This is a genomic window from Pseudomonas sp. KCJK9000, assembly GCF_046230725.1.
In the GTDB taxonomy this organism is placed as follows: Bacteria; Pseudomonadota; Gammaproteobacteria; order Pseudomonadales; family Pseudomonadaceae; genus Aquipseudomonas; species Aquipseudomonas promysalinigenes.
The window spans coordinates 19,303-38,596 of sequence record NZ_JBJJLN010000022.1 but is presented as its reverse complement, the minus strand read 5'-3'; the positions used below and the strand labels follow the sequence as shown (position 1 = coordinate 38,596).

The 19,294-nt window shown below is 62.2% G+C and carries 17 protein-coding genes; 9 read left to right on the top strand and 8 right to left on the bottom strand.

Annotation, left to right across the window (positions count from 1 at the left end; all coding sequences use genetic code 11):
* Nucleotides 1-233 precede the first annotated feature (233 nt).
* The 7 genes from glpE to ACK59H_RS12110 form a co-directional block, all read right to left on the bottom strand.
* Nucleotides 234-563, bottom strand: coding sequence for a thiosulfate sulfurtransferase GlpE (glpE, locus tag ACK59H_RS12140; RefSeq protein WP_186478637.1), 330 nt, complete (start codon nt 561-563; stop codon nt 234-236).
* Nucleotides 560-1,444, bottom strand: a complete 885-nt coding sequence (locus tag ACK59H_RS12135; protein ID WP_060477466.1) for a symmetrical bis(5'-nucleosyl)-tetraphosphatase — start codon at nt 1,442-1,444, stop codon at nt 560-562. The genes glpE and ACK59H_RS12135 overlap by 4 nt, the downstream gene beginning before the upstream one ends.
* A complete protein-coding gene (gene apaG / locus ACK59H_RS12130) occupies nt 1,444-1,824 on the bottom strand; it encodes a Co2+/Mg2+ efflux protein ApaG (RefSeq protein WP_060477467.1) in 381 nt (126 codons plus the stop codon). Before apaG ends, ACK59H_RS12135 begins: the two co-directional genes overlap by 1 nt.
* Before the next feature lie 133 nt (nt 1,825-1,957).
* Entirely contained in the window at nt 1,958-2,758 is an 801-nt protein-coding gene (rsmA, locus tag ACK59H_RS12125) for a 16S rRNA (adenine(1518)-N(6)/adenine(1519)-N(6))-dimethyltransferase RsmA (RefSeq protein ID WP_060477468.1), read from the bottom strand.
* The gene (gene pdxA, locus ACK59H_RS12120) at nt 2,755-3,744 is read right to left on the bottom strand and encodes a 4-hydroxythreonine-4-phosphate dehydrogenase PdxA (protein ID WP_060477469.1); all 990 of its coding nucleotides are present in this window, start codon (nt 3,742-3,744) and stop codon (nt 2,755-2,757) included. The genes rsmA and pdxA overlap by 4 nt, the downstream gene beginning before the upstream one ends.
* Entirely contained in the window at nt 3,741-5,060 is a 1,320-nt protein-coding gene (surA, locus tag ACK59H_RS12115) for a peptidylprolyl isomerase SurA (protein ID WP_060477470.1), read from the bottom strand. Before surA ends, pdxA begins: the two co-directional genes overlap by 4 nt.
* Nucleotides 5,041-7,872, bottom strand: coding sequence for an LPS-assembly protein LptD (locus ACK59H_RS12110; protein ID WP_186478640.1), 2,832 nt, complete (start codon nt 7,870-7,872; stop codon nt 5,041-5,043). The genes surA and ACK59H_RS12110 overlap by 20 nt, the downstream gene beginning before the upstream one ends.
* A gap of 130 nt (nt 7,873-8,002) precedes the next feature.
* Between ACK59H_RS12110 and ACK59H_RS12105 the strand changes: the two genes are divergently transcribed.
* The 3 genes from ACK59H_RS12105 to ACK59H_RS12095 are packed head-to-tail and all read left to right on the top strand — an operon-like array spanning nt 8,003 to nt 10,456.
* Nucleotides 8,003-9,022 carry a phosphotransferase gene (locus ACK59H_RS12105; RefSeq protein WP_060477472.1) on the top strand — a complete coding sequence of 340 codons (1,020 nt, stop codon included), beginning with the start codon at nt 8,003-8,005 and terminating at the stop codon, nt 9,020-9,022.
* A complete protein-coding gene (gene murU, locus ACK59H_RS12100) occupies nt 9,019-9,690 on the top strand; it encodes an N-acetylmuramate alpha-1-phosphate uridylyltransferase MurU (RefSeq protein WP_060477473.1) in 672 nt (223 codons plus the stop codon). Before ACK59H_RS12105 ends, murU begins: the two co-directional genes overlap by 4 nt.
* A gap of 1 nt (nt 9,691) precedes the next feature.
* Nucleotides 9,692-10,456 (top strand): TerB family tellurite resistance protein, encoded by a 765-nt coding sequence (locus tag ACK59H_RS12095; RefSeq protein WP_060477474.1) that lies wholly within the window; start codon nt 9,692-9,694, stop codon nt 10,454-10,456.
* A gap of 27 nt (nt 10,457-10,483) precedes the next feature.
* Here the strand turns inward: ACK59H_RS12095 and ACK59H_RS12090 are convergent, their stop codons facing one another.
* Nucleotides 10,484-11,485, bottom strand: a complete 1,002-nt coding sequence (locus tag ACK59H_RS12090) for an alpha/beta hydrolase family protein (RefSeq protein WP_060477475.1) — start codon at nt 11,483-11,485, stop codon at nt 10,484-10,486.
* Between the two features lie 95 nt (nt 11,486-11,580).
* Between ACK59H_RS12090 and ACK59H_RS12085 the strand changes: the two genes are divergently transcribed.
* From ACK59H_RS12085 to ACK59H_RS12060, 6 genes are all read left to right on the top strand, one after another.
* The gene (locus tag ACK59H_RS12085) at nt 11,581-13,968 is read left to right on the top strand and encodes a sensor histidine kinase (protein ID WP_060477476.1); all 2,388 of its coding nucleotides are present in this window, start codon (nt 11,581-11,583) and stop codon (nt 13,966-13,968) included.
* A 10-nt stretch (nt 13,969-13,978) separates the two neighbouring features.
* Nucleotides 13,979-14,608: a response regulator transcription factor gene (locus tag ACK59H_RS12080; protein ID WP_060477477.1), complete on the top strand. Its 630-nt coding sequence runs from the start codon at nt 13,979-13,981 to the stop codon at nt 14,606-14,608.
* A gap of 292 nt (nt 14,609-14,900) precedes the next feature.
* On the top strand, nt 14,901-16,025 hold the full coding sequence (locus ACK59H_RS12075) for an ABC transporter ATP-binding protein (RefSeq protein WP_060477478.1): 1,125 nt from the start codon (nt 14,901-14,903) through the stop codon (nt 16,023-16,025).
* 40 nt (nt 16,026-16,065) lie between these two features.
* A complete protein-coding gene (locus ACK59H_RS12070; protein WP_060477479.1) occupies nt 16,066-17,100 on the top strand; it encodes an ABC transporter substrate-binding protein in 1,035 nt (344 codons plus the stop codon).
* Nucleotides 17,101-17,160: 60 nt separating this feature from the next.
* Nucleotides 17,161-18,408 carry an ABC transporter permease gene (locus tag ACK59H_RS12065; RefSeq protein WP_186478648.1) on the top strand — a complete coding sequence of 416 codons (1,248 nt, stop codon included), beginning with the start codon at nt 17,161-17,163 and terminating at the stop codon, nt 18,406-18,408.
* Between the two features lie 11 nt (nt 18,409-18,419).
* Entirely contained in the window at nt 18,420-19,247 is an 828-nt protein-coding gene (locus ACK59H_RS12060) for an ABC transporter permease (RefSeq protein WP_060477481.1), read from the top strand.
* Nucleotides 19,248-19,294: the final 47 nt, after the last annotated feature.

Genomic DNA, 19,294 nt, shown 5'->3' with positions numbered 1-19,294 from the left:
GCTGGCATGCAACCGGGTTCGCCGGTTGCTGTGTACCCCCCAGAACACCCTGAAACGCTACCGATGACCCGCACGCCGGTGTACCGGCTCTCCCCTTTTTTGGATGGCCTGCGCTTAAGGATAGTTGGTTATGCGCAAGGTCAAGGGCGCGAGATCGAGAAGTTGCGTACGACCGTTCGTCAGGTGGGCTGCTAGCCCACGTGCGGCGCGGGCTGCAGTGAAAATGAAAAAATTTATTCGGCAGCGCCCTGGGCGGTTTCGGCGGGGTAGGTGGTACGCCATAGCTCGAAGCCGCCGTCGACGCTGTAGACCTCGGAGAAGCCCTGGCCGACCAGATAGGCGGCAGCGCTCTGACTGGAGTTGCCGTGGTAGCAAACCACCAGCGTCGGGGCGTCGAGGTCGGCATTGCGGATGAAGTCTGCAACCGAATGGTTATCCAGGTGCCGGGCACCCGTGATATGGCCGGCGGCGAAGGCTTGCGGGTCGCGAATGTCGACGACGACCGCACCTTGCGCGCGCAAGGCGAGGGCCTGCTCGGGAGGGATGCGTTTGAATTCGCTCATGGGTACGGCTCTCTTGGGGATTGATCGTTCAGTGTAGTGGGCGGCGCCGACTGGCGGGCGTTGCCGTCTTCAGTGCAGTCGCAGCGGTGGTATTGCCCAGTGTCGACATTGTATAGGGTCATGGCGCCGCCCCATACGCAGCCAGTGTCCAGAGCAATGATGCCAGGCTCGTCGACCTGGCCCTGCAGCGCAGCCCAGTGGCCGAAGATGATCTTCACATGACGCGAGCGGCGGTCTTTGTGCGCGAACCATGGCTTGTAGCCTTTGGGCGCAGTGGCCAAGCCTTCTTTGCTTTTGAGGTCCAGCTTGCCGCCGGCAGTGCAGAAGCGCATACGGGTAAGGTAATTGGTGATCACCCGCAGCCGCTCCACGCCGGCCAGGCTCTTGCTCCACTTGCTGGGCTCGTTGCCATACATGCCATCCAGATACAGCGGCAGGCGGTTGTCGTCGCGCAGCACCTGCTCGACTTCATGGGCCCGTTCCAGGGCCTGGCCCAGTGTCCACTGTGGTGGTATGCCGGCATGAACCAAGGCGATACCCCGCGGCTCGTCGTAATGCAGCAGTTTCTGCTGGCGCAGCCAGTCGAACAGCCGGTCGGCATCTGGCGCTTCGATGATCTCGCGCAAGGTGTCGTTTTTCTTCAAGCGCTCGACATTGCGCCAAGCGGCCAGCAGGTGCAGGTCATGGTTGCCCAGCACGCACACCAGCGACTGACGGATCGAATAAAGATAGCGCAGGGTTTCGAGCGACTCGGGCCCGCGGTTCACCAAGTCGCCGACCAGCCACAGACGATCTACCGCCGGATTGAAGTCGACCCGTGCAAGCAGGCACTTGAGCGGCTCCAGGCAACCTTGCAGGTCGCCCACGGCATACGTGGCCATCAGTGCAGCGCCCCAGGAACGGCTAGGCGGAAGGGCGCGATGGGCGCTTCGAAGCGTTTACCGTCCGCGGCGAACATTTCGTAGCTGCCCTGCATGGTACCAACGCGCGTGCTGATCACTGCGCCACTGCTGTAGGTATGGCTCTGGCCGGGTTCGATGGTCGGCTGCTGGCCAACGACACCGGCGCCGCGTACCTCCTCGACTTCACCGTCACCGTTGGTGATCAGCCAATGCCGTGACAGCAGCTTGGCTTTGACCGAGCCGTTGTTCTGCACGGTAATGGTGTAGGCGAAGGCAAAGCGACTGCTTTCGGGGTCGGATTGATCTTTCAGGTAACGGGTCACGACGCTGACGTCGATTTGATAGCGAGGGTCGGACATGCAAAGGCCTTGGGGAACTGACGCAATAATGCAGTCTAGGCCATTGATAGGGGGGAGGGCCAGCGGTGCTGGGCTTGATAACTGGGGCCGACGTCCTTGCGAGCTTGCCTGGCAAAGACGTCGGTGCAGGCGGTCAGCCTTGTTGGGCTGCCAGCTGGTCGGCCAGGCGCACGAATGCTGCCAGGTCAAGCTGCTCGGGGCGCAGGCTGCCGTCCACGCCTGCAGCCTCGATGGCTGCACTGTCGAGCAGGCCTTTGAGAGTATTGCGCAGGGTCTTGCGGCGCTGGTTGAACGCTTCGCGCACTACCTGCTCCAGTAGGCGCGCATCCTTGGCCGGGTGTGGCAGCACTTCGTGCGGGACCAGGCGCACGATCGCCGAGTCCACCTTCGGCGGTGGATTGAAAGCACCGGGGCCAACATTGAACAAGTGTTCCACGCGGCAGTGGTACTGCACCATGATCGACAAGCGGCCCCAATCGCCACCGCCAGGGCCGGCAGCCATGCGCTCGACCACTTCTTTTTGCAACATGAAGTGCATGTCGCGGATGAGCCCGGCATGGCTGAGCAAGTGAAAGATCAGTGGGGTGGAGATGTTGTAGGGCAGGTTTCCGACCACCTTCAGGCTGCGCGACGGAACGCCCAGCTGGTTGAAGTCGAATTTCAGGGCGTCGCCCTGATGCAAGCGGAAGTTGTCACGGCCGGCGAACTTGTGTTGCAGGATAGGTACCAGGTCCTTGTCCAGCTCCACCACGTCCAGCTGCGCGCCACTGCCGAGCAGGCCTTCGGTCAGAGCACCCTGGCCCGGGCCGATTTCCAGCAGGTGTTCGCCAGCCTTGGCGTTGATGGCCCGCAGAATGCGGTCGATGATACCCGCGTCGTGCAGGAAATTTTGCCCAAAGCGCTTGCGCGCCCGGTGTTGGTATTGCTCGTTCATGGTCGGTTCTCGGCCATCTGGTAGGCGGTTTCCAGGGCGACTCGCAGGCTGCCGGTGTCGACCTTGCCGCTGCCGGCCAGGTCCAGGGCGGTGCCGTGGTCGACCGACGTGCGGATGATCGGCAGGCCCAGGGTCACGTTGACGGCAGCACCAAAGCCTTTGTACTTGAGTACGGGCAGGCCCTGGTCATGGTACATCGCCAGCACCGCGTCGCAGTGCTCCAGATATTTGGGGGTAAACAGGGTATCGGCCGGCAGCGGGCCGCGCAGGTCCATGCCTTCGGTACGCAAGCGGGCCAGTGTTGGCTCGATGATGTCGATTTCTTCGCGGCCAAGATGGCCGCCTTCCCCAGCATGCGGGTTGAGGCCGCAAACCAGGATGCGTGGGTTGGCGATGCCGAACTTGTCACGCATGTCGGCGTGCAGGATACGGGTGACCCGCTCCACACGCTCGGCGGTAATGGCATCGGCGATATCGCGCAGCGGCAGGTGAGTGGTCACCAAGGCCACGCGCAAACCGCGAGTTGCCAGCATCATCACAACCTGAGCGGTGTGCGTCAGGTCGGCGAGGAATTCGGTGTGGCCCGAAAAGGGGATACCGCTTTCGTTGATGATGCCTTTGTGCACCGGTGCGGTGATCATTCCGGCGAATTGCCCGTCGAGGCACGCTTGGCCGGCACGGGTCAGTGTTTCCAGTACGAATGCCGCGTTGGCGCCATTCAGCTGACCTGGCACCACCTTGGCGGCCAAAGGGGTGTCCCACACATAGAGGCTGCCTGCAGGCGCGGGCTGCTCGGGCCATTGGCCCGGCATTACCGGTAGCAGGCTGACAGCCAGCCCCAGCTGCGCGGCCCGCTCGGCGAGCAGGTCACGGCTGGTGATGGCAATCAGGGGGTGGGGCTGGGCCTCGGCGGCGAGCAGCAGGCACAGGTCAGGGCCTATGCCGGCTGGTTCACCGGGAGTGACGGCGAAGCGCAGAGGCTTCACTGTGCAGCCTGGTCGGCGCCAGGCAGTTTGATTTCAACGTAGGCTTCATCGCGGATCTGGCGCAGCCAGGTCTGCAGCTCTTCGTCGTACTTGCGGTTGCGCAACACATTCATGGCTTGCTGCTCGCGTGCCTGTTCAGTGCTGTCGGTAGCGCGGCGGCCCAGCACTTCCAGGACATGCCAGCCGTACTGGGTCTTGAACGGTTTGGTCACGACGCCTTGCTGGGCGTTGGCCATCTGCTCGCGGAACTCCGGTACCAGGCTGTTCGGGTCTACCCAGTTGAGGTCGCCGCCGTTGAGCGCCGAACCTGGGTCTTCCGAGAAGCTCTTGGCCAGTTCGGCGAAGTCTTCGCCGTTCTGGATGCGCTCGTACAGACGCTCGGCCAGCTGCTTGGTAGCCGCTTCGCTGCGAATTTCACTCGGCTTGATCAGGATGTGGCGCACATGCACTTCGTCACGCAGCACGTTCTCGCCACCGCCACGCTTCTCTTCCAGCTTCAGCAGGATGAAACCGTTAGGAATACGGATAGGCTGGGTAATGTCGCCCACAGCCATGCTGCTGAGCATCTTGGCGAAGTCCGGTGGCAACTGCGCAGCTTTGCGCCAGCCCATTTCACCGCCTTCCAAGGCGTTTTCGCTGGCCGAGTTGGCAATAGCGAGCTGGCCGAAGTCAGCACCCTGGCGCAGTTGCTGGTACAGGTCACCCACTTTGCGTGCGGCTTTCTGGATGTCGTCAGAGTTGGCGGCTTCCGGGGTCGGAATGAGGATGTTGGCCAGGCGATACTCTTCCGACATCTGCATCTTGCCCATGTCTGAATTGAGGAAGTTCTTCACTTCCTGCTCGGACACCTGGATACGCTCGGCAACGCGGCGCTGGCGCACGCGGCTGATGATCATCTCGCGCTTGACCTGCTCACGGGCGTCGTCGAACGACAGACCGTCATGGGCCAGGGCGGCGCGGAACTGCTCCAGGGACATGCCATTGCGCTGGGCGATGGTGGCGATGGCCTGGTTCAGTTCTTCGTCGGTGATGCGGATGCCGGAGCGTTCGCCGATCTGCAATTGCAGGTTCTCGACGATCAGGCGTTCCAGTACCTGCTGCTGCAGCGCGCCGGACGGCGGCACGCCGCCGCCGCGCTTGGCGATGGTCTGCTGCACCTCGTGGACGCGCTGGTCCAGTTGGCTTTGCATAACCACGTCGTTGTCGACGATGGCCACCACGCGGTCCAGAGGTTGTACCGCGGCATGTACCGCGCCACTCAGCAATGCAGCGCCCAGTAACACTGGGCGCAGTCGATCAATAAGCTTGGTCTTCACGTGTACGGTAACCTTGAATGCCTTGGTCGAGGAACGATTCGACTTTATTGCCTACTACACCACCGAGGCCTTTCAGCACGATCTGCAGGAAGATGCCGTGGTCACCCTTTTCGTTTTGCGGGGTAGCCTGGCTGAAGTCGTCGTAATCGATCCAGTAACGGTTGATCAGGCGCAGCTTCCAGCAGCAGTTGTCGTACTCGAAACCACCCATGGCTTCCAGGGTGCGGTTGCGATTGTAGTCATGCTGCCAGCGGGCGATGACGCTCCATTGCGGCACGATCGGCCAGATGACCGAGAAGTCGTGCTGCTGGATCTTGTAGTAGTCCTTGATGTAGTTCGGATCGCCTGGGGTGCCGTAGTCGCCGCCACCCACTTTCCAGGTACCGGTGCTCGAGTCATAGGCGATGGTGTCGTTGCGGTAGCGATAACCTAGGTTGACCACCTTGTTCGGGTTGTCCTCAGGCTGGTAGTGGAACATCGCGCTGCCCGAGCGGGTGCTGCGGCTGTCTGGGTCCCAGTTGAAGTCCGAATTGAAGCGCCAGTCGCGGTTGAAGTAGTAGTTGTACACCAGCGCGTACGGCGATACATCCGACTGCGCGTCCTTGCGGTCGCGATAGTCGATGCCTGGCAATTGGACCTTGCGGTCCTTGAAGTAGTAAGCCTGGCCGATGCTGAAATTCTGGCGCTCGAAGCCGTTGTCTTCGATCCAGCGGGTGGTCACACCCAGCGACAATTTGTTCTCGTCACCGATGCGGTCGGTGCCGGAGAAACGGTTGTCGCGGAACAGCGAGTCGTAGTTGAACAGCGTTTCGCTGGTGTCGAACAGCGGGATGTCCTTCTGGTCCTTGTAGGGGACGTAGAGGTAGAACAAGCGCGGTTCGAGAGTCTGGCGATAGTTGGTGCCGAACAGCGAGGTGTTGCGGTCGAAGTACAGGCCGCTGTCGATCGATGCGATCGGAATGTCACGGTTCAGGGTGCTGTTGTAGCTGCCATAAGCCGGGTTGGCCGATTGCGCAATCGCTTGCGCCTTGCCCTGGCCGTCCAGGTCGAGGTCATAGTGGGTGTAGGCGTACTTCAGCTTTGGCGTGAAGTAGCCGTAGCTGGCCTGCATCGGCAGGCTCATCGAAGGCGCGAAGTTGAGTCGGGTACCGTTGGCTCGGGCAATACCACTGATGTTCTGGTCCAGTCGGCGACCACCGATGATATTCCCATTGGCGTCTAGGACTGTGCCAGCAGTGAGGTCCGGGTTACCGTCCTTATCGAAGACCAGGTCGTTCTTCAGGTCGCGATCGAACCGTACTGCCTCTGTCTCGTAGCCGAAGTTCAACCCGCCAGGGCTGAACGGCAGAGTACCGTTCAAGGTAATCTGTGGCAGCTTGTCGTACGGAGTGATCTGCGACAAGGTCGCCATTTCGTACGCTTGCGCATTCAGGCGAGCGGTGTAAGTGTCGCCACGCCAGGTCAGGGCACCTTGCTGGTTGACCACATCGCGGCTCTTGACGCCAATCTGATCGGTTTCAAGATCCTGGAAGTAGAACGGGTCGCTGATGTCGGTGTAGTCGACTTCAGTCATCAGGCGCTCGTCCAGGCCACCTTTGTGCTGCCAGTTGATCATCCAGCGGTCTTTCTTGTAGTCCGTCTGTAGCTTGCGGTCGTCGCTCTCGTCACTGAGGAACGCCCCACCGAACTGGCCTTCGCTGGACTTGGTCAGGTAGCGGAACTCGCCTTCCATCAGCAAGCCGCGCTTGGTCATGTAGCGCGGGTACAACGTGGCGTCATAGTTCGGCGCCAGGTTGAAGTAGTACGGCGTGACCAGCATGAAGCCGGTGTCGCTGGTGCTGCTGAACGATGGCGGCAGGAAGCCGGACTGACGACGGTCGTCGATCGGGAAGTAGATGTACGGTGTGTAGAGCACCGGAAAATCTTTGACCCGCAGGGTGACGTTGGTCGCAGTACCGAAACCGGTCGCCGGGTTCAGGGTGATGTTGTTGCCTTTGAGCTGCCAGGCGTTGCTGCCTGGTTCGCACGTGGTGTACGTACCGTCCTTGAGGCGGATGATGGCGTTTTCGCCACGCTTGGCGTACAGGGCATTGCCGCGGATGTGCGACTTGTGCATCACGTATTCGGCGTTGTCGACCTGGGCTTCACCGGTGTCGAGCTGGATCTGTGCCTGGTCACCGACGACCAGCGAGCCATTGTCGCGAATCTTGACGTTGCCCTTGAGCTCGCCACGGTTCTCGGCCTGATACAGGTTGGCCTCGTCGGCTTCTGCCTGCATGCTGCCCTGGCGCATGACCACGTCGCCAGCGAGGGTAGCGATTTGCTGCTCCTGCTGGTACTTGGACACCTTGGCGTTGATGTAGGTTGGCGACTCGTCCTTGGGCGTGGTGTCAGCCATGCCGGGGCGAATGGGCTCGATGTATGCACCGCCGCAGTACGGGCCGGTTTCGGCCAGCTGGGCTGCAGTGAGCTTATCGCGGGGTACCCAGTCGAGGTGGCTGTAGTCTTCGCTGCGCGACTTCAGACCACGGCCCTTGGCCTCGGTGACCAGCATCGGCTTGTCGGCGCTCTGGGCTTCGACCGGCTCGGCTTCAGTACCGGCCGTAAGCGCGGCACCGTCATGCACCGGGCGCGGAGGCAGATTGCTGACTGGGGTCTTGGGCTTGCAGTCCCAACCACCGGAGGCGGACACTTGGCAGTCGAACTGCTCGGCTGCCACCACATAAGAGGTGGCCAGAGGTTGCATGGCCAGCAGACCGCCGGTTACCAGCAACGGAAACTTTCTACGAAACGCGGGGGATTTCAATGCCATCTTATTAGTCCGGGCTTCCTGCGTGCCATCTGCCCGCGTGTGGGGCCGCACGCCTCTCGATGGTCTGAAAAAGATGCTGGATAATAAAGCATGACCCGCTTGACGGCTAGGGCCGTCGGAGACCCTTGTAATGCCTGATCACGATGTACGCCTGCAACAACTGACTGTCTGGCTCCATGAGCAGCTCGATCGACTCTTTCGCGACAACGCCTGGGGCGATGTGCCCGAGGGCAGCCTGGCCGCCGCCAGCAGTGATGCCAGCTTCCGCCGCTACTTCCGTTGGCAGGGGGCCGGGCGCAGCTTCGTGATCATGGACGCGCCCCCACCTCAGGAAAATTGCCGACCGTTCGTCGCTATCGACCATTTGCTGGCAGGCGCCGGGGTGCATGTGCCGCAAATCCATGCCCAGGACCTGGAACGTGGCTTCCTGCTGCTGGGGGATCTGGGCCACCAGACCTACCTGGACATCATCCAACAGGACAACGCCGATGCGCTGTTCGCCGATGCCATCGACGCGCTCTTGGCTTTCCAGCGCCTGCCAATGGATGCGCCGCTGCCCCATTACGATGACGCCTTGCTGCGCCGCGAAGTCGAACTGTTCCCCGAGTGGTATGTGGGGCGGGAGCTGGGCCTTGCCTTCACCGCCGCACAGCAGGCCACCTGGCAGCGCGTCAGCCAGTTGCTGATCGACAGCGCCCTGGCCCAGCCCAAAGTGCTGGTGCACCGTGACTACATGCCGCGCAACCTGATGCAAAGTAGCCCCAACCCAGGCGTGCTGGACTTTCAGGATGCTGTCTACGGCCCGGTCACCTACGACATCACCTGCCTGTTCAAGGACGCGTTCCTCAGCTGGCCGCAAGCACAGGTCCAGGGCTGGCTGCGTCGCTACTGGGATCAGGCGCGAGCCGCTGGCATCCCAGTGCAGCCGGCATTCGAAGAGTTCCTGCGCGCCAGCGACCTGATGGGCGTGCAGCGCCACCTCAAGGTCATCGGGATCTTCGCGCGTATTTGCCACCGTGACGGAAAACCTCGTTATCTGGCCGACGTTCCGCGATTCTTCGCCTATATAGAAGAAGTGGTCAGCCGTCGCCCTGAGCTCGCCGAGCTGGGCCGCCTGATCGGCGAGTTGCAAGCCGGAGCGCGTGCATGAAGGCAATGATTCTTGCAGCAGGCAAAGGCGAGCGCATGCGCCCGCTGACCCTGCATACCCCCAAACCGCTGGTGCCGGTCGCGGGTCAGCCGTTGATCGAGTACCACCTGCGTGCGCTGGCAGCAGCCGGTTTTACCGACGTGGTCATCAACCACGCCTGGCTTGGCCAGCAGATCGAAGACTATCTTGGCGATGGTAGCCGTTTCAGCCTGCGCATCCGTTATTCGCCCGAAGGCGAGCCGCTGGAGACCGGCGGTGGGATCTTCAAGGCTTTGCCGATGCTGGGCGATGAGCCCTTTGCGCTGATCAATGGCGATGTCTGGACCGATTACGATCTTGCTCGCCTGCGCGCACCGTTGCCGGGGCTTGCGCATCTGGTGCTGGTCGATAACCCTGGGCATCACGGGCGGGGCGACTTCCGCCTGAGCGCCGGCCGGGTGATCGATGGCGACGATGCCCCTGGTACGCTTACCTTCAGCGGCCTCTCGGTATTGCATCCGGCTTTGTTCGAAGGCTGCCAGGCCGGTGCCTTCAAGCTGGCGCCATTGCTGCGCCGGGCCATGACCGAAGCCAAGGTGACTGGCGAGCACTACCGGGGCCATTGGGTGGATGTCGGCACTCTGGAGCGTTTGGCCGAGGCCGAGCGCTTGATCAGCGAGCGCGCCTGAGATGTGGTGGCCAGGCACGCTGATCGGACTGGGCGCAGGTTTTGCAGTCGCCAGCATTCCCGGTGCCTTGCTGGGAGCCTTGCTGGGCCAGGCGCTGGACCGACGCCTGCGTTTGCAGGGTTGGGACGACATGCGCGAGCGCCTTGGCGGTCGCTCGCCCCTACAGGATGACGAACTGCTGTTCGTATTGCTCGGGCGGTTGGCCAAGAGCGATGGCCGTGTGGCCGAGCAGCACATTCAGCAGGCTCGTCAGGAGATGGTCCGCCTCGACATGCCAGAGGCTGCTCGTTTGCGGGCCATTGCGGCGTTCAACCGGGGCAAGGCGGGTAAAGACCGGCTGGCAGGCCATCTGCGTCGTATCCGTATGCAGCCCCATGCCGCCGAGGGCACGCTGCGGGCTTGCTGGCGTATGGCATGGGCCGATGGCAAGGCCGGTCGGCACGAGCGCGAGCTGCTGCTGGAATGGGGACACAAGTTGGGCCTCAGCCGCCGCCAGGTTCAAGCGATGTCGCAGGAATACGAACCGCGCAAGGCGCAGGTTGCAAGTGGGGTGATGAATTACGCGTCCGCCCTGCGCTTGCTGGGCGTGGAGGCGGACACCGAAGCCGATCAGGTCAAGCAGGCCTACCGACGCCTGGTCAGCAAGCATCACCCAGACAAGCTGGCGGGGAGTGGCGCGAGCGAGGCGCAGGTGCGCGAGGCGACCGAGCGCACTCGCGAGCTGCACCAGGCCTATGCCATCGTGCGCAAGCGGCGCGGTTTCTAGCAGCAGGGCGCCTAGCGCGCCTTGACCTCACTGCTGTTGTGGGCTCAGCCAGCCCCTCACGCGGCGGAACACCTGCTCCTGCTCACCCTCCTGGCTGGCCGGCATGGCAATCAGCGACAGCTGTTTGTACTGGCTGTCCTTCTGCCGCTTACTGGCCTGAAGGCGAAGCGCTGCGGCATTGCGGTCGGCAGTGCGGGTGGCGAAATAAAGGTCGGCGGTGGGCACTTTGAGGGTCGGCGTCAGGCTTTGCAGGTCATGTTCGACCCGTGCTGGCGTCTGTGCAGCGATCATCACCAATTTGTGTACTTGCGGCGGTTGCTTTTCGCTCAGGTAGCGCGCGGCCCAGTAAGCACCGCTGCCGTGGCCGATCAGCACGATGCTGCGCGAATTGTGCTGCTGGGCAAACGCCACGGCTGCGTCCAAGCGGGCAAAGATGCGTTCGGCATCGGCTGCGTCATTCTGGTCGCTGGCTTGTACGGCGTCGGTGCTTTCTGCGGTATCGACATCGGCAGCGGTGGCTTGCGCGACGTTGGCGTTGGCGTCGGCAGGTGTGTCCTTGGCCGGCGCGCTTTCGCCGGGCTTGTTGTCAGGCTCTGACGCTGGTTTGGCATCGACTCGCGCTTGCGGCGCCTCGGCCAGCAGATCGGGCAAGCTTACGCTCAGGCTGTGCCAGCCGGCATCAGGGAACTTGCGCCGCAGCGGGCCGACGGCGTTGGGCCAGTCGGCATTCTCACCTGCGCCAGGCACGATGATCACGGCACCCTTGGGGTCGCTGTCATTGGCCGGCTTCCAGAGCGCTAGAAAGTTGTCTGCCCCAGCTTGCAAGGTCTGCTGTTCGGCTTTGGGTACTTGCCGCTCCAGGGCCAGCGCATCTTCTTGGCTGCGTTCGAGCAGGGGTGGGCGTGTGACGGGTGCTGCGCCGGCCTGGGCAGCGGTTTCTGGTTTGGCGGCATCGCCAGCCACGGCGCCAAATGGCAGGAGTGAGGCCAGGCAGCACATTGCCAGTGTCGTGCGATAAAGTGTGATCATGAATCAACCCAAGGCCAGAATGATTCCGGCAGCCTAATAGTATTTGCCCGCGACGGCCACGCCCCATGGCCGCCCTTACCCAGATGAGCGTATTGATGAAGCGATTGCGTCACCTGTTGGTTATCGGCGTGTTGTGCCTGCCCTTGATCGCTCTGGCACTGCCGCCAGCGGCGCCGACTGTGGTGCTGGAGCCTGCTCAGCAGCAATGGCTCGACAGCCACCGCAGCTTGCGGGTGGGCCTGGTATTGCAGGCGCCGTATGCGCAATTCGATCACCGTCTGCAGCAGCTTTACGGCGCCAACGTCGAGTTGGTTGCCCAGCTGGGCCAGGCGCTAGGCCTGGACCTGACCTGGCGTAACTTTACTGACCAGGCCAGCCTTGAACATGCCCTGCAGGCCGGTGAAATCGACTTTGCGCCCGGCTTGATGCAAACACCGGCCAGCCTGCGCCTATGGCTGTTCAGTGACCCCTACATGCGGGTTCCACAGCTGGTGGTGGGGCCGCGCACCGGCGCGATGGCCGTGGAGTTGGAAAAACTCGACGGGCAAACCCGCGTTGCGGTACGCATGCCCAGTGCCCTGGCCGATTACCTGCGCGGCAACTACAGCAACCTAAACCTACAGGGCGTACCGAGTGAGCGCGAGGCTTTGCAACTGGTGGTCGCAGGCCAGGCCGGTTATGCGGTGCTCGATGAAGCCCAGTTGAGTCGGTTGTCTCGCGAAAGCGAGTTCGCCGAGTTGGTGGTGGTAGGTGATATCGGCTTGCCGCAGTTACTTCGGGTAGGCTCGCGGCGCGACTGGCCGGTGCTGGCCGATGTGCTTGAGCGGGGCTTGCAGGCCATCCCGGCCAAGTCACTTGAGCAAATGCACCAGCGCTGGTTGCAGCCCAAGTACCCTCGTTTGAGCGAATCACCTGGGTTCTGGCAGAACCTGGCATTGCTGTTCGGCCTGTTGCTGCTATGCGCCGTGGCCACAGTGGTATGGCAGCGCCGCCAGCAACGGCAACTGGAGCGCGGCTTGCTGGCGGCGCGGGAAAACCTGGCTGAACGTCAGGGGCGCGAGCAGGCGCTGCGCCTTAGCCAGTTCTCCATCGATCAAAGCACTGTAGGCATTCTTTGGGTCAACTGGGACAGCCACGTGCGCTATGCCAACCAGGCAGCCGAAAATATGCTCGGCTACGCCGAGGCCCAGTTGCTGGAGCGGCCACTGATAGATTTCGAACCTAACCTGAACATGGACCGTTGGCTCGAACTCTGGAAGGGCGCCCGTGCCGGCGCAGACCAAACACGGCGTTTCGAGACGCACTGCCGGCGGGCCGATGGCAGCCTGCTGCCGGTGGAGCTGTCGCTGAGCTTCCTGCGCTTTCGCGATGCCGAATACCTGGTGGTGTATCTGGCCGATGTGACTGAACGCCATCGCGCCCTGGCAGCGCTGCGTGAAAGTGAGGCGCGGCTTAAAGGCATCGCGGGCAACGTGCCAGGCCTGGTGTTCCGCCTTGAGCCGGCGCCAGCGCAAGGGGAGCCGGAATTTCCCTACATCAGCGAGGGCAGCGAGGCCCTGGTCGGCTACACCCCCGCGCAAATCCAGCACCCGCAGATGGGGCTGCGCAACCTGGTTCACCCTGACGACCGGGCCGATTACCACCAGGTTCAGGATCTAGCCATTGCCGGTGATCAGGACTGGTCGTGGCAGGGGCGTATCCTCACCCGCCATGGCGAGCAGCGCTGGGCCGACATCAAGGCCAGCGCCCGCCGTTTGCCCAACGGGCGGGTGGCGTGGGACGGCATCGTCTGGGACATCACCCAAGGCAAACGCGCCGAGCTGGCACTGGCCAGCTCCCAGGAGCAGTTGCGCGAGTTGTCGGCTCACCTTGAGAGTGTGCGCGAAGAAGAGAAGGCGCGGATTGCCCGTGAGGTGCATGACGAGCTGGGGCAGATGCTGACAGTGCTCAAACTGGAAGTGTCGATGTGCGAACTGGCCTTCGCCGAGCTCGACCCGGCGTTGCACGAGCGCTTGGGTAGTATGAAGCGCCTGATCGGGCAACTGTTCCAGTTGGTGCGCGATGTCGCCACCGCCCTGCGCCCGCCGATCCTCGACGCTGGCATCGCTTCGGCCATCGAATGGCAGGCGCGGCGCTTCGAGGCGCGTACGCACATACCCTGCCTGGTGCAGGTACCGGATAATCTGCCGGCATTGAGCGATGCCAAGGCCACGGGGTTGTTCCGCATTCTGCAGGAGGCGCTGACCAATGTGATGCGCCACGCCAAGGCGCATAGCGTGGAGATCGAGCTGATACGTGAGAACGCGCAACTGCGCATGACGGTCAGTGACGATGGCAGTGGGTTCTGTTGCGATCAGCCCAGGCCCGCATCGTTCGGCCTGGTCGGCATGCGAGAGCGTGTGTTGATGCTCGGTGGCACCATGGTGCTGGACAGTGAGCCCGGCGAAGGCACCCGCCTGAGCGTGGCCATACCTTTGGAATAGGAGAGTGAGCGTGATTCGAGTGCTGGTGGCCGAGGACCACACCATTGTCCGTGAGGGCATCAAACAGCTGATCGGCCTGGCCAAGGACATGCAAGTGGTAGGGGAGGCGGGCAATGGTGAGCAGTTGCTCGAAGCCCTGCGCCACAGCCCCTGCGAAGTGGTACTGCTGGATATTTCCATGCCGGGGGTCAGCGGCCTGGAGGCGATCCCGCGCATCCGTGCCCTGCACGATGCCCCGGCGATTCTGATGTTGTCGATGCACGATGAAGCACAGATGGCAGCACGCGCGCTAAAGGCCGGCGCCGCCGGGTATGCGACCAAGGACAGTGACCCGGCCTTGTTGTTGACCGCGATCCGGCGGGTTGCCAGCGGTGGGCGCTACATCGACCCGGCGCTGGCCGATCGTATGGTCTTCGAAGTGGGGCTGACCGAAACCCGCCCGCTGCACACGCTGCTGTCGGAACGAGAGTTCTCGGTATTCGAGCGCCTGGCCCACGGCGCCAATGTCAACGACATCGCCCAGCAGTTGGCGCTGTCGAGCAAAACCATAAGCACCCATAAAGCCAGGTTGATGCAGAAGCTCAAGGTCAATTCGCTGGCGGAGCTGGTGAAGTACGCCATGGAGCACAAATTGGTCTGACTGTTCTGATCGCGACAGCTGCCCCCTGTATGGCGTGGCCAACCTTGCAGTGGGCCGATTTACTCGCAAGGCGCCTGGCCTGCCTTCTGCGCGGCTTTGGCTGGCCCGATCACGGCCGAGCTCGCTTGCATAGCGATTCATGGCTGTGCTGAAAGCGCCGCTCTTGTAGGGCAATCCCTACAGCGAATCTTCCATGTGGATGATGGCATTCTCTCAGCGCAGCCGATTTTCCAGCGTTCGCGGCTCATCTAATCTTTTGCCTACGCAGTCATTCCAACAAGAAGGTGCAGGCATGAGCGAGGCGAACTCGAACGCTGCTACCAGCGAGACGCTGGTCAGTTTCCGTGGTGTGCAAAAGAGCTACGACGGCGAATCGCTGATCGTCAAAAACCTCAACCTGGACATTCGCAAAGGTGAGTTCCTCACCCTGCTTGGCCCTTCCGGCTCGGGCAAGACCACCAGCCTTATGATGCTGGCCGGCTTCGAAACCCCCACCGCCGGTGAAATTCAGTTGGCCGGGCGGTCGATCAACAATGTGCCACCGCACAAGCGCGACATCGGCATGGTGTTCCAGAACTACGCACTGTTCCCGCACATGACCGTGGCTGAGAACTTGGCGTTTCCACTGACCGTGCGCGGCCTGAGCAAAACCGATATCAGCGAGCGGGTCAAACGTGTGCTGAACATGGTGCAGCTCGATGCATTCGCCAAGCGCTACCCCGGCCAGCTGTCGGGCGGCCAGCAGCAGCGCGTCGCGCTGGCGCGGGCATTGGTGTTCGAGCCTCAGCTGGTGCTGATGGACGAGCCGCTGGGTGCCCTGGACAAACAACTGCGTGAACACATGCAGATGGAGATCAAGCACATTCATCAGCGCCTGGGCGTGACCGTGGTCTATGTGACCCACGATCAGGGTGAAGCACTGACCATGTCTGACCGTGTGGCGGTGTTCCACCAGGGCGAGATCCAGCAGATCGCTGACCCCCGCACACTGTATGAACAACCCAGCAACACCTTCGTTGCCAACTTCATCGGCGAAAACAACCGCATCAACGGCACCCTGGTGTCCCGGGACGGTAACCGCTGCCAGGTGCAACTGGCCCGTGGTGAGAAGGTCGAGGCACTGGCAGTGAACGTGGGCCAGGCCGGTGAGCCAGTGACCCTGTCCATTCGTCCCGAGCGGGTGCGCCTCAACGGGCACAGCGAAAACTGCGTCAACCGCTTCTCCGGCCGGGTGGCTGAGTTCATTTACCTGGGCGACCACGTGCGGGTGCGCCTGGAGGTCTGTGGCAAAGCTGACTTCTTCGTCAAGCAGCCAATCGCCGAACTCGACCCGGCGCTGGCCGTGGGCGATGTGGTACCGCTGGGCTGGGAGGTGGAGCACGCCCGCGCGCTCGATCCGATTGCCGAAGCCCACTGATCGATTGCTTCACCAACCCTGTACTGTGGAGAGAATAATAATGCGCAAGCAGTTGAAACTGACCGCCCTGGCCCTCGGCCTGTGCGCCGCTGGCCAAAGCATGGCGGCGGATCTGACCGTGGTTTCCTTCGGCGGTGCCAACAAGGCGGCCCAGGTCAAGGCGTTCTACGAGCCATGGGAGAAGGCCGGCAAGGGCAAGATCGTTGCGGGCGAGTACAACGGTGAAATGGCCAAGGTCAAAGCCATGGTCGATACCAACAGTGTGTCGTGGAACCTGGTGGAGGTAGAGTCGCCGGAGCTGGCCCGCGGCTGCGATGAAGGCATGTTCGAAGAGCTCGACCCTGCGCTGTTCGGCAACGAGTCCGACTATGTGAAGGGCGCAATCCAGCCATGCGGCGTGGGCTTCTTCGTCTGGTCGACGGTGCTGGCTTATAACGCCGACAAACTCAAGACCGCACCTACCAGCTGGGCAGACTTCTGGGACACCAAGAAATTCCCGGGTAAGCGTGGCCTGCGCAAAGGGGCCAAGTACACCCTCGAGTTCGCCCTTATGGCAGACGGCGTTGCGCCCAAAGACGTGTACCAGGTGCTGGGCACCAAACAAGGTGTGGACCGCGCCTTCAAGAAACTCGACGAACTCAAACCAAGCATTCAATGGTGGGAAGCCGGTGCCCAGCCACCGCAGTACCTTGCCTCCGGTGATGTGGTCATGAGTTCGGCTTACAACGGCCGCATCGCTGCGGTGCAGAAAGAAAGCAACCTCAAGGTGGTGTGGAACGGTGGCATCTACGACTTCGACGCCTGGGCGATCCCCAAAGGCGCCAAGAGTGCCGACGAAGCGAAGAAGTTCATCGCCTACACCTTGCAGCCTGAGCAGCAGAAGATCTACTCCGAGAACATCGCCTACGGCCCGGCCAACTCCAAAGCCGTACCACTGCTGGCCGATGCGGTGAAGAAGGATATGCCGACCACGCCTGAGAACATTGCCAACCAGGTGCAGATCGACGTGGCCTTCTGGGCTGACAACAGCGAGCAGCTGGAGCAACGCTTCAACGCCTGGGCGGCTAAGAAGTAACAACCCGGGAAGCGGGGCCGCTTGGCGGCCCCAATTTCAGCCTGTATCGCGGAGTTCGCCATGGCCATTGCAGTGCCCCTCAACGAAGGCGCAGGTCCAAATCTTAAACAGCGCCTCAAACGTGCCGAGCGGGTCAACCGCTGGAAAGCGCAGGCGTTGATCGCGCCGCTGGCGCTGTTTCTTCTGTTGGTGTTTCTGGTACCGATCGCTGCGCTGCTGTACAAGAGCGTCGGCAACCCGGAGGTAGTCGGCGGCTTGCCGCGCACCGTCGAGTTGATCAGCCAGTGGGACGGCAAGAGCCTGCCAGGCGAAGACGTCTACAAGGCGCTGAGCCAGGACCTGGCCGAATCGCGCAAGAACCAAACGTTGGGCGACCTTTCCAAACGCCTGAACATGGAGTTGGCCGGTTACCGCAGCCTGCTGGCCAAAACTGCACGGGCAATGCCGTTCAAGGCCGAGCCTGCTTCTTATAAGGATGCCCTGCAGGCGCTGGACGAGCGCTGGGGCGATCCTGCTTACTGGCAGGCGATCCGCCGCAACACCAGCTCGGTGACGCCGTTCTACCTGCTGGCCTCGGTCGACCACCGCATCGATGATCTCGGCGAGCTGGCCAAGACCACGCCGGACCAAGCGATCTACCTGGACATCTTCGCCCGCACCCTGTGGATGGGTGTGGTGATCACCGCCATCTGCCTGGTGCTGGCCTACCCGCTGGCCTACCTGCTGGCCAACCTGCCGACGCGGCAAAGCAACCTGCTGATGATTCTGGTGCTGCTACCGTTCTGGACTTCGATCCTCGTGCGAGTGGCCGCGTGGATCGTGTTGCTGCAGTCCGGAGGCCTGATCAACAGTGCTCTGATGGCGATCGGCATCATCGACCAACCGCTGGAACTGGTGTTCAACCGCACCGGGGTCTACATCTCGATGGTGCACATCCTGCTGCCGTTCATGATCCTGCCGCTGTACAGCGTCATGAAGGGGATCTCGCCCAGCTACATGCGCGCGGCGATTTCCCTTGGCTGCCACCCGTTTGCGAGCTTCTGGCGGGTGTATTTCCCGCAGACATACGCGGGGGTGGGCGCCGGTTGCCTGTTGGTGTTCATTCTGGCCATCGGCTACTACATCACCCCGGCCCTGCTCGGCAGCCCCAACGACCAGATGGTCAGTTACTTCGTCGCCTTCTACACCAACACCAGCATCAACTGGGGCATGGCTACCGCGCTAGGCGGGCTGTTGCTGCTGGCGACCGTGCTGCTGTACCTGATCTATAGCTGGCTGGTCGGCGCCAGCCGCCTGCGCCTGAGCTGAGGAGCCTTGAGATGCTGAGCCCCTACATGTCGCCCGTCGAACGGGTTTGGTTCTACACCCTGCGCATCCTTTGCGGCTTGATACTGCTTTTCCTGGTGCTGCCGGTGCTGGTGATCGTGCCGCTTTCGTTCAACAGCGGCAGCTTTCTGGTGTATCCGCTGCAGGGCTTTTCGCTGCAGTGGTATCACGACTTCTTCGCCTCGGCCGAGTGGATGCGTGCGCTGAAGAACAGCATCATCGTCGCGCCAGCGGCCACCGTACTAGCGATGGTGTTCGGCACCCTGGCCTCGATTGGTCTGACCCGTGGCGATTTCCCGGGCAAGTCGCTGGTGATGGCGCTGGTTATTTCGCCCATGGTGGTGCCGGTGGTAATCATCGGTGTGGCCAGTTACCTGTTCTTTGCGCCGCTGGGCCTGGGCAACAGCTTTACCTCATTGATTCTGGTGCATGCGGTGTTGGGCGTACCTTTCGTCATCATCACCGTGTCGGCTACCTTGCAGGGCTTCAACTACAACTTGGTACGCGCTGCGGCCAGCCTGGGTGCTTCGCCGCTGTTGACCTTCCGTCGGGTGACCTTGCCCCTGATTGCCCCGGGTGTGATTTCAGGCGCGCTGTTCGCCTTCGCCACTTCCTTCGATGAAGTGGTGGTGACGCTGTTCCTCGCCGGGCCTGAGCAGGCGACTCTGCCACGGCAAATGTTCAGTGGCATTCGCGAAAACCTCAGCCCGACCATTGCAGCGGCGGCGACCCTGCTGATCGCCTTCTCGGTGGTGCTGTTGCTGACGCTGGAGTGGCTGCGCGGGCGCAGCGAGAAGCTCAGGACCCAGCAGCCTGCCTGATCAGGTTACCCCGTGAACCGGCCTTTTCGCGGCTAAAGCCGCTCTCA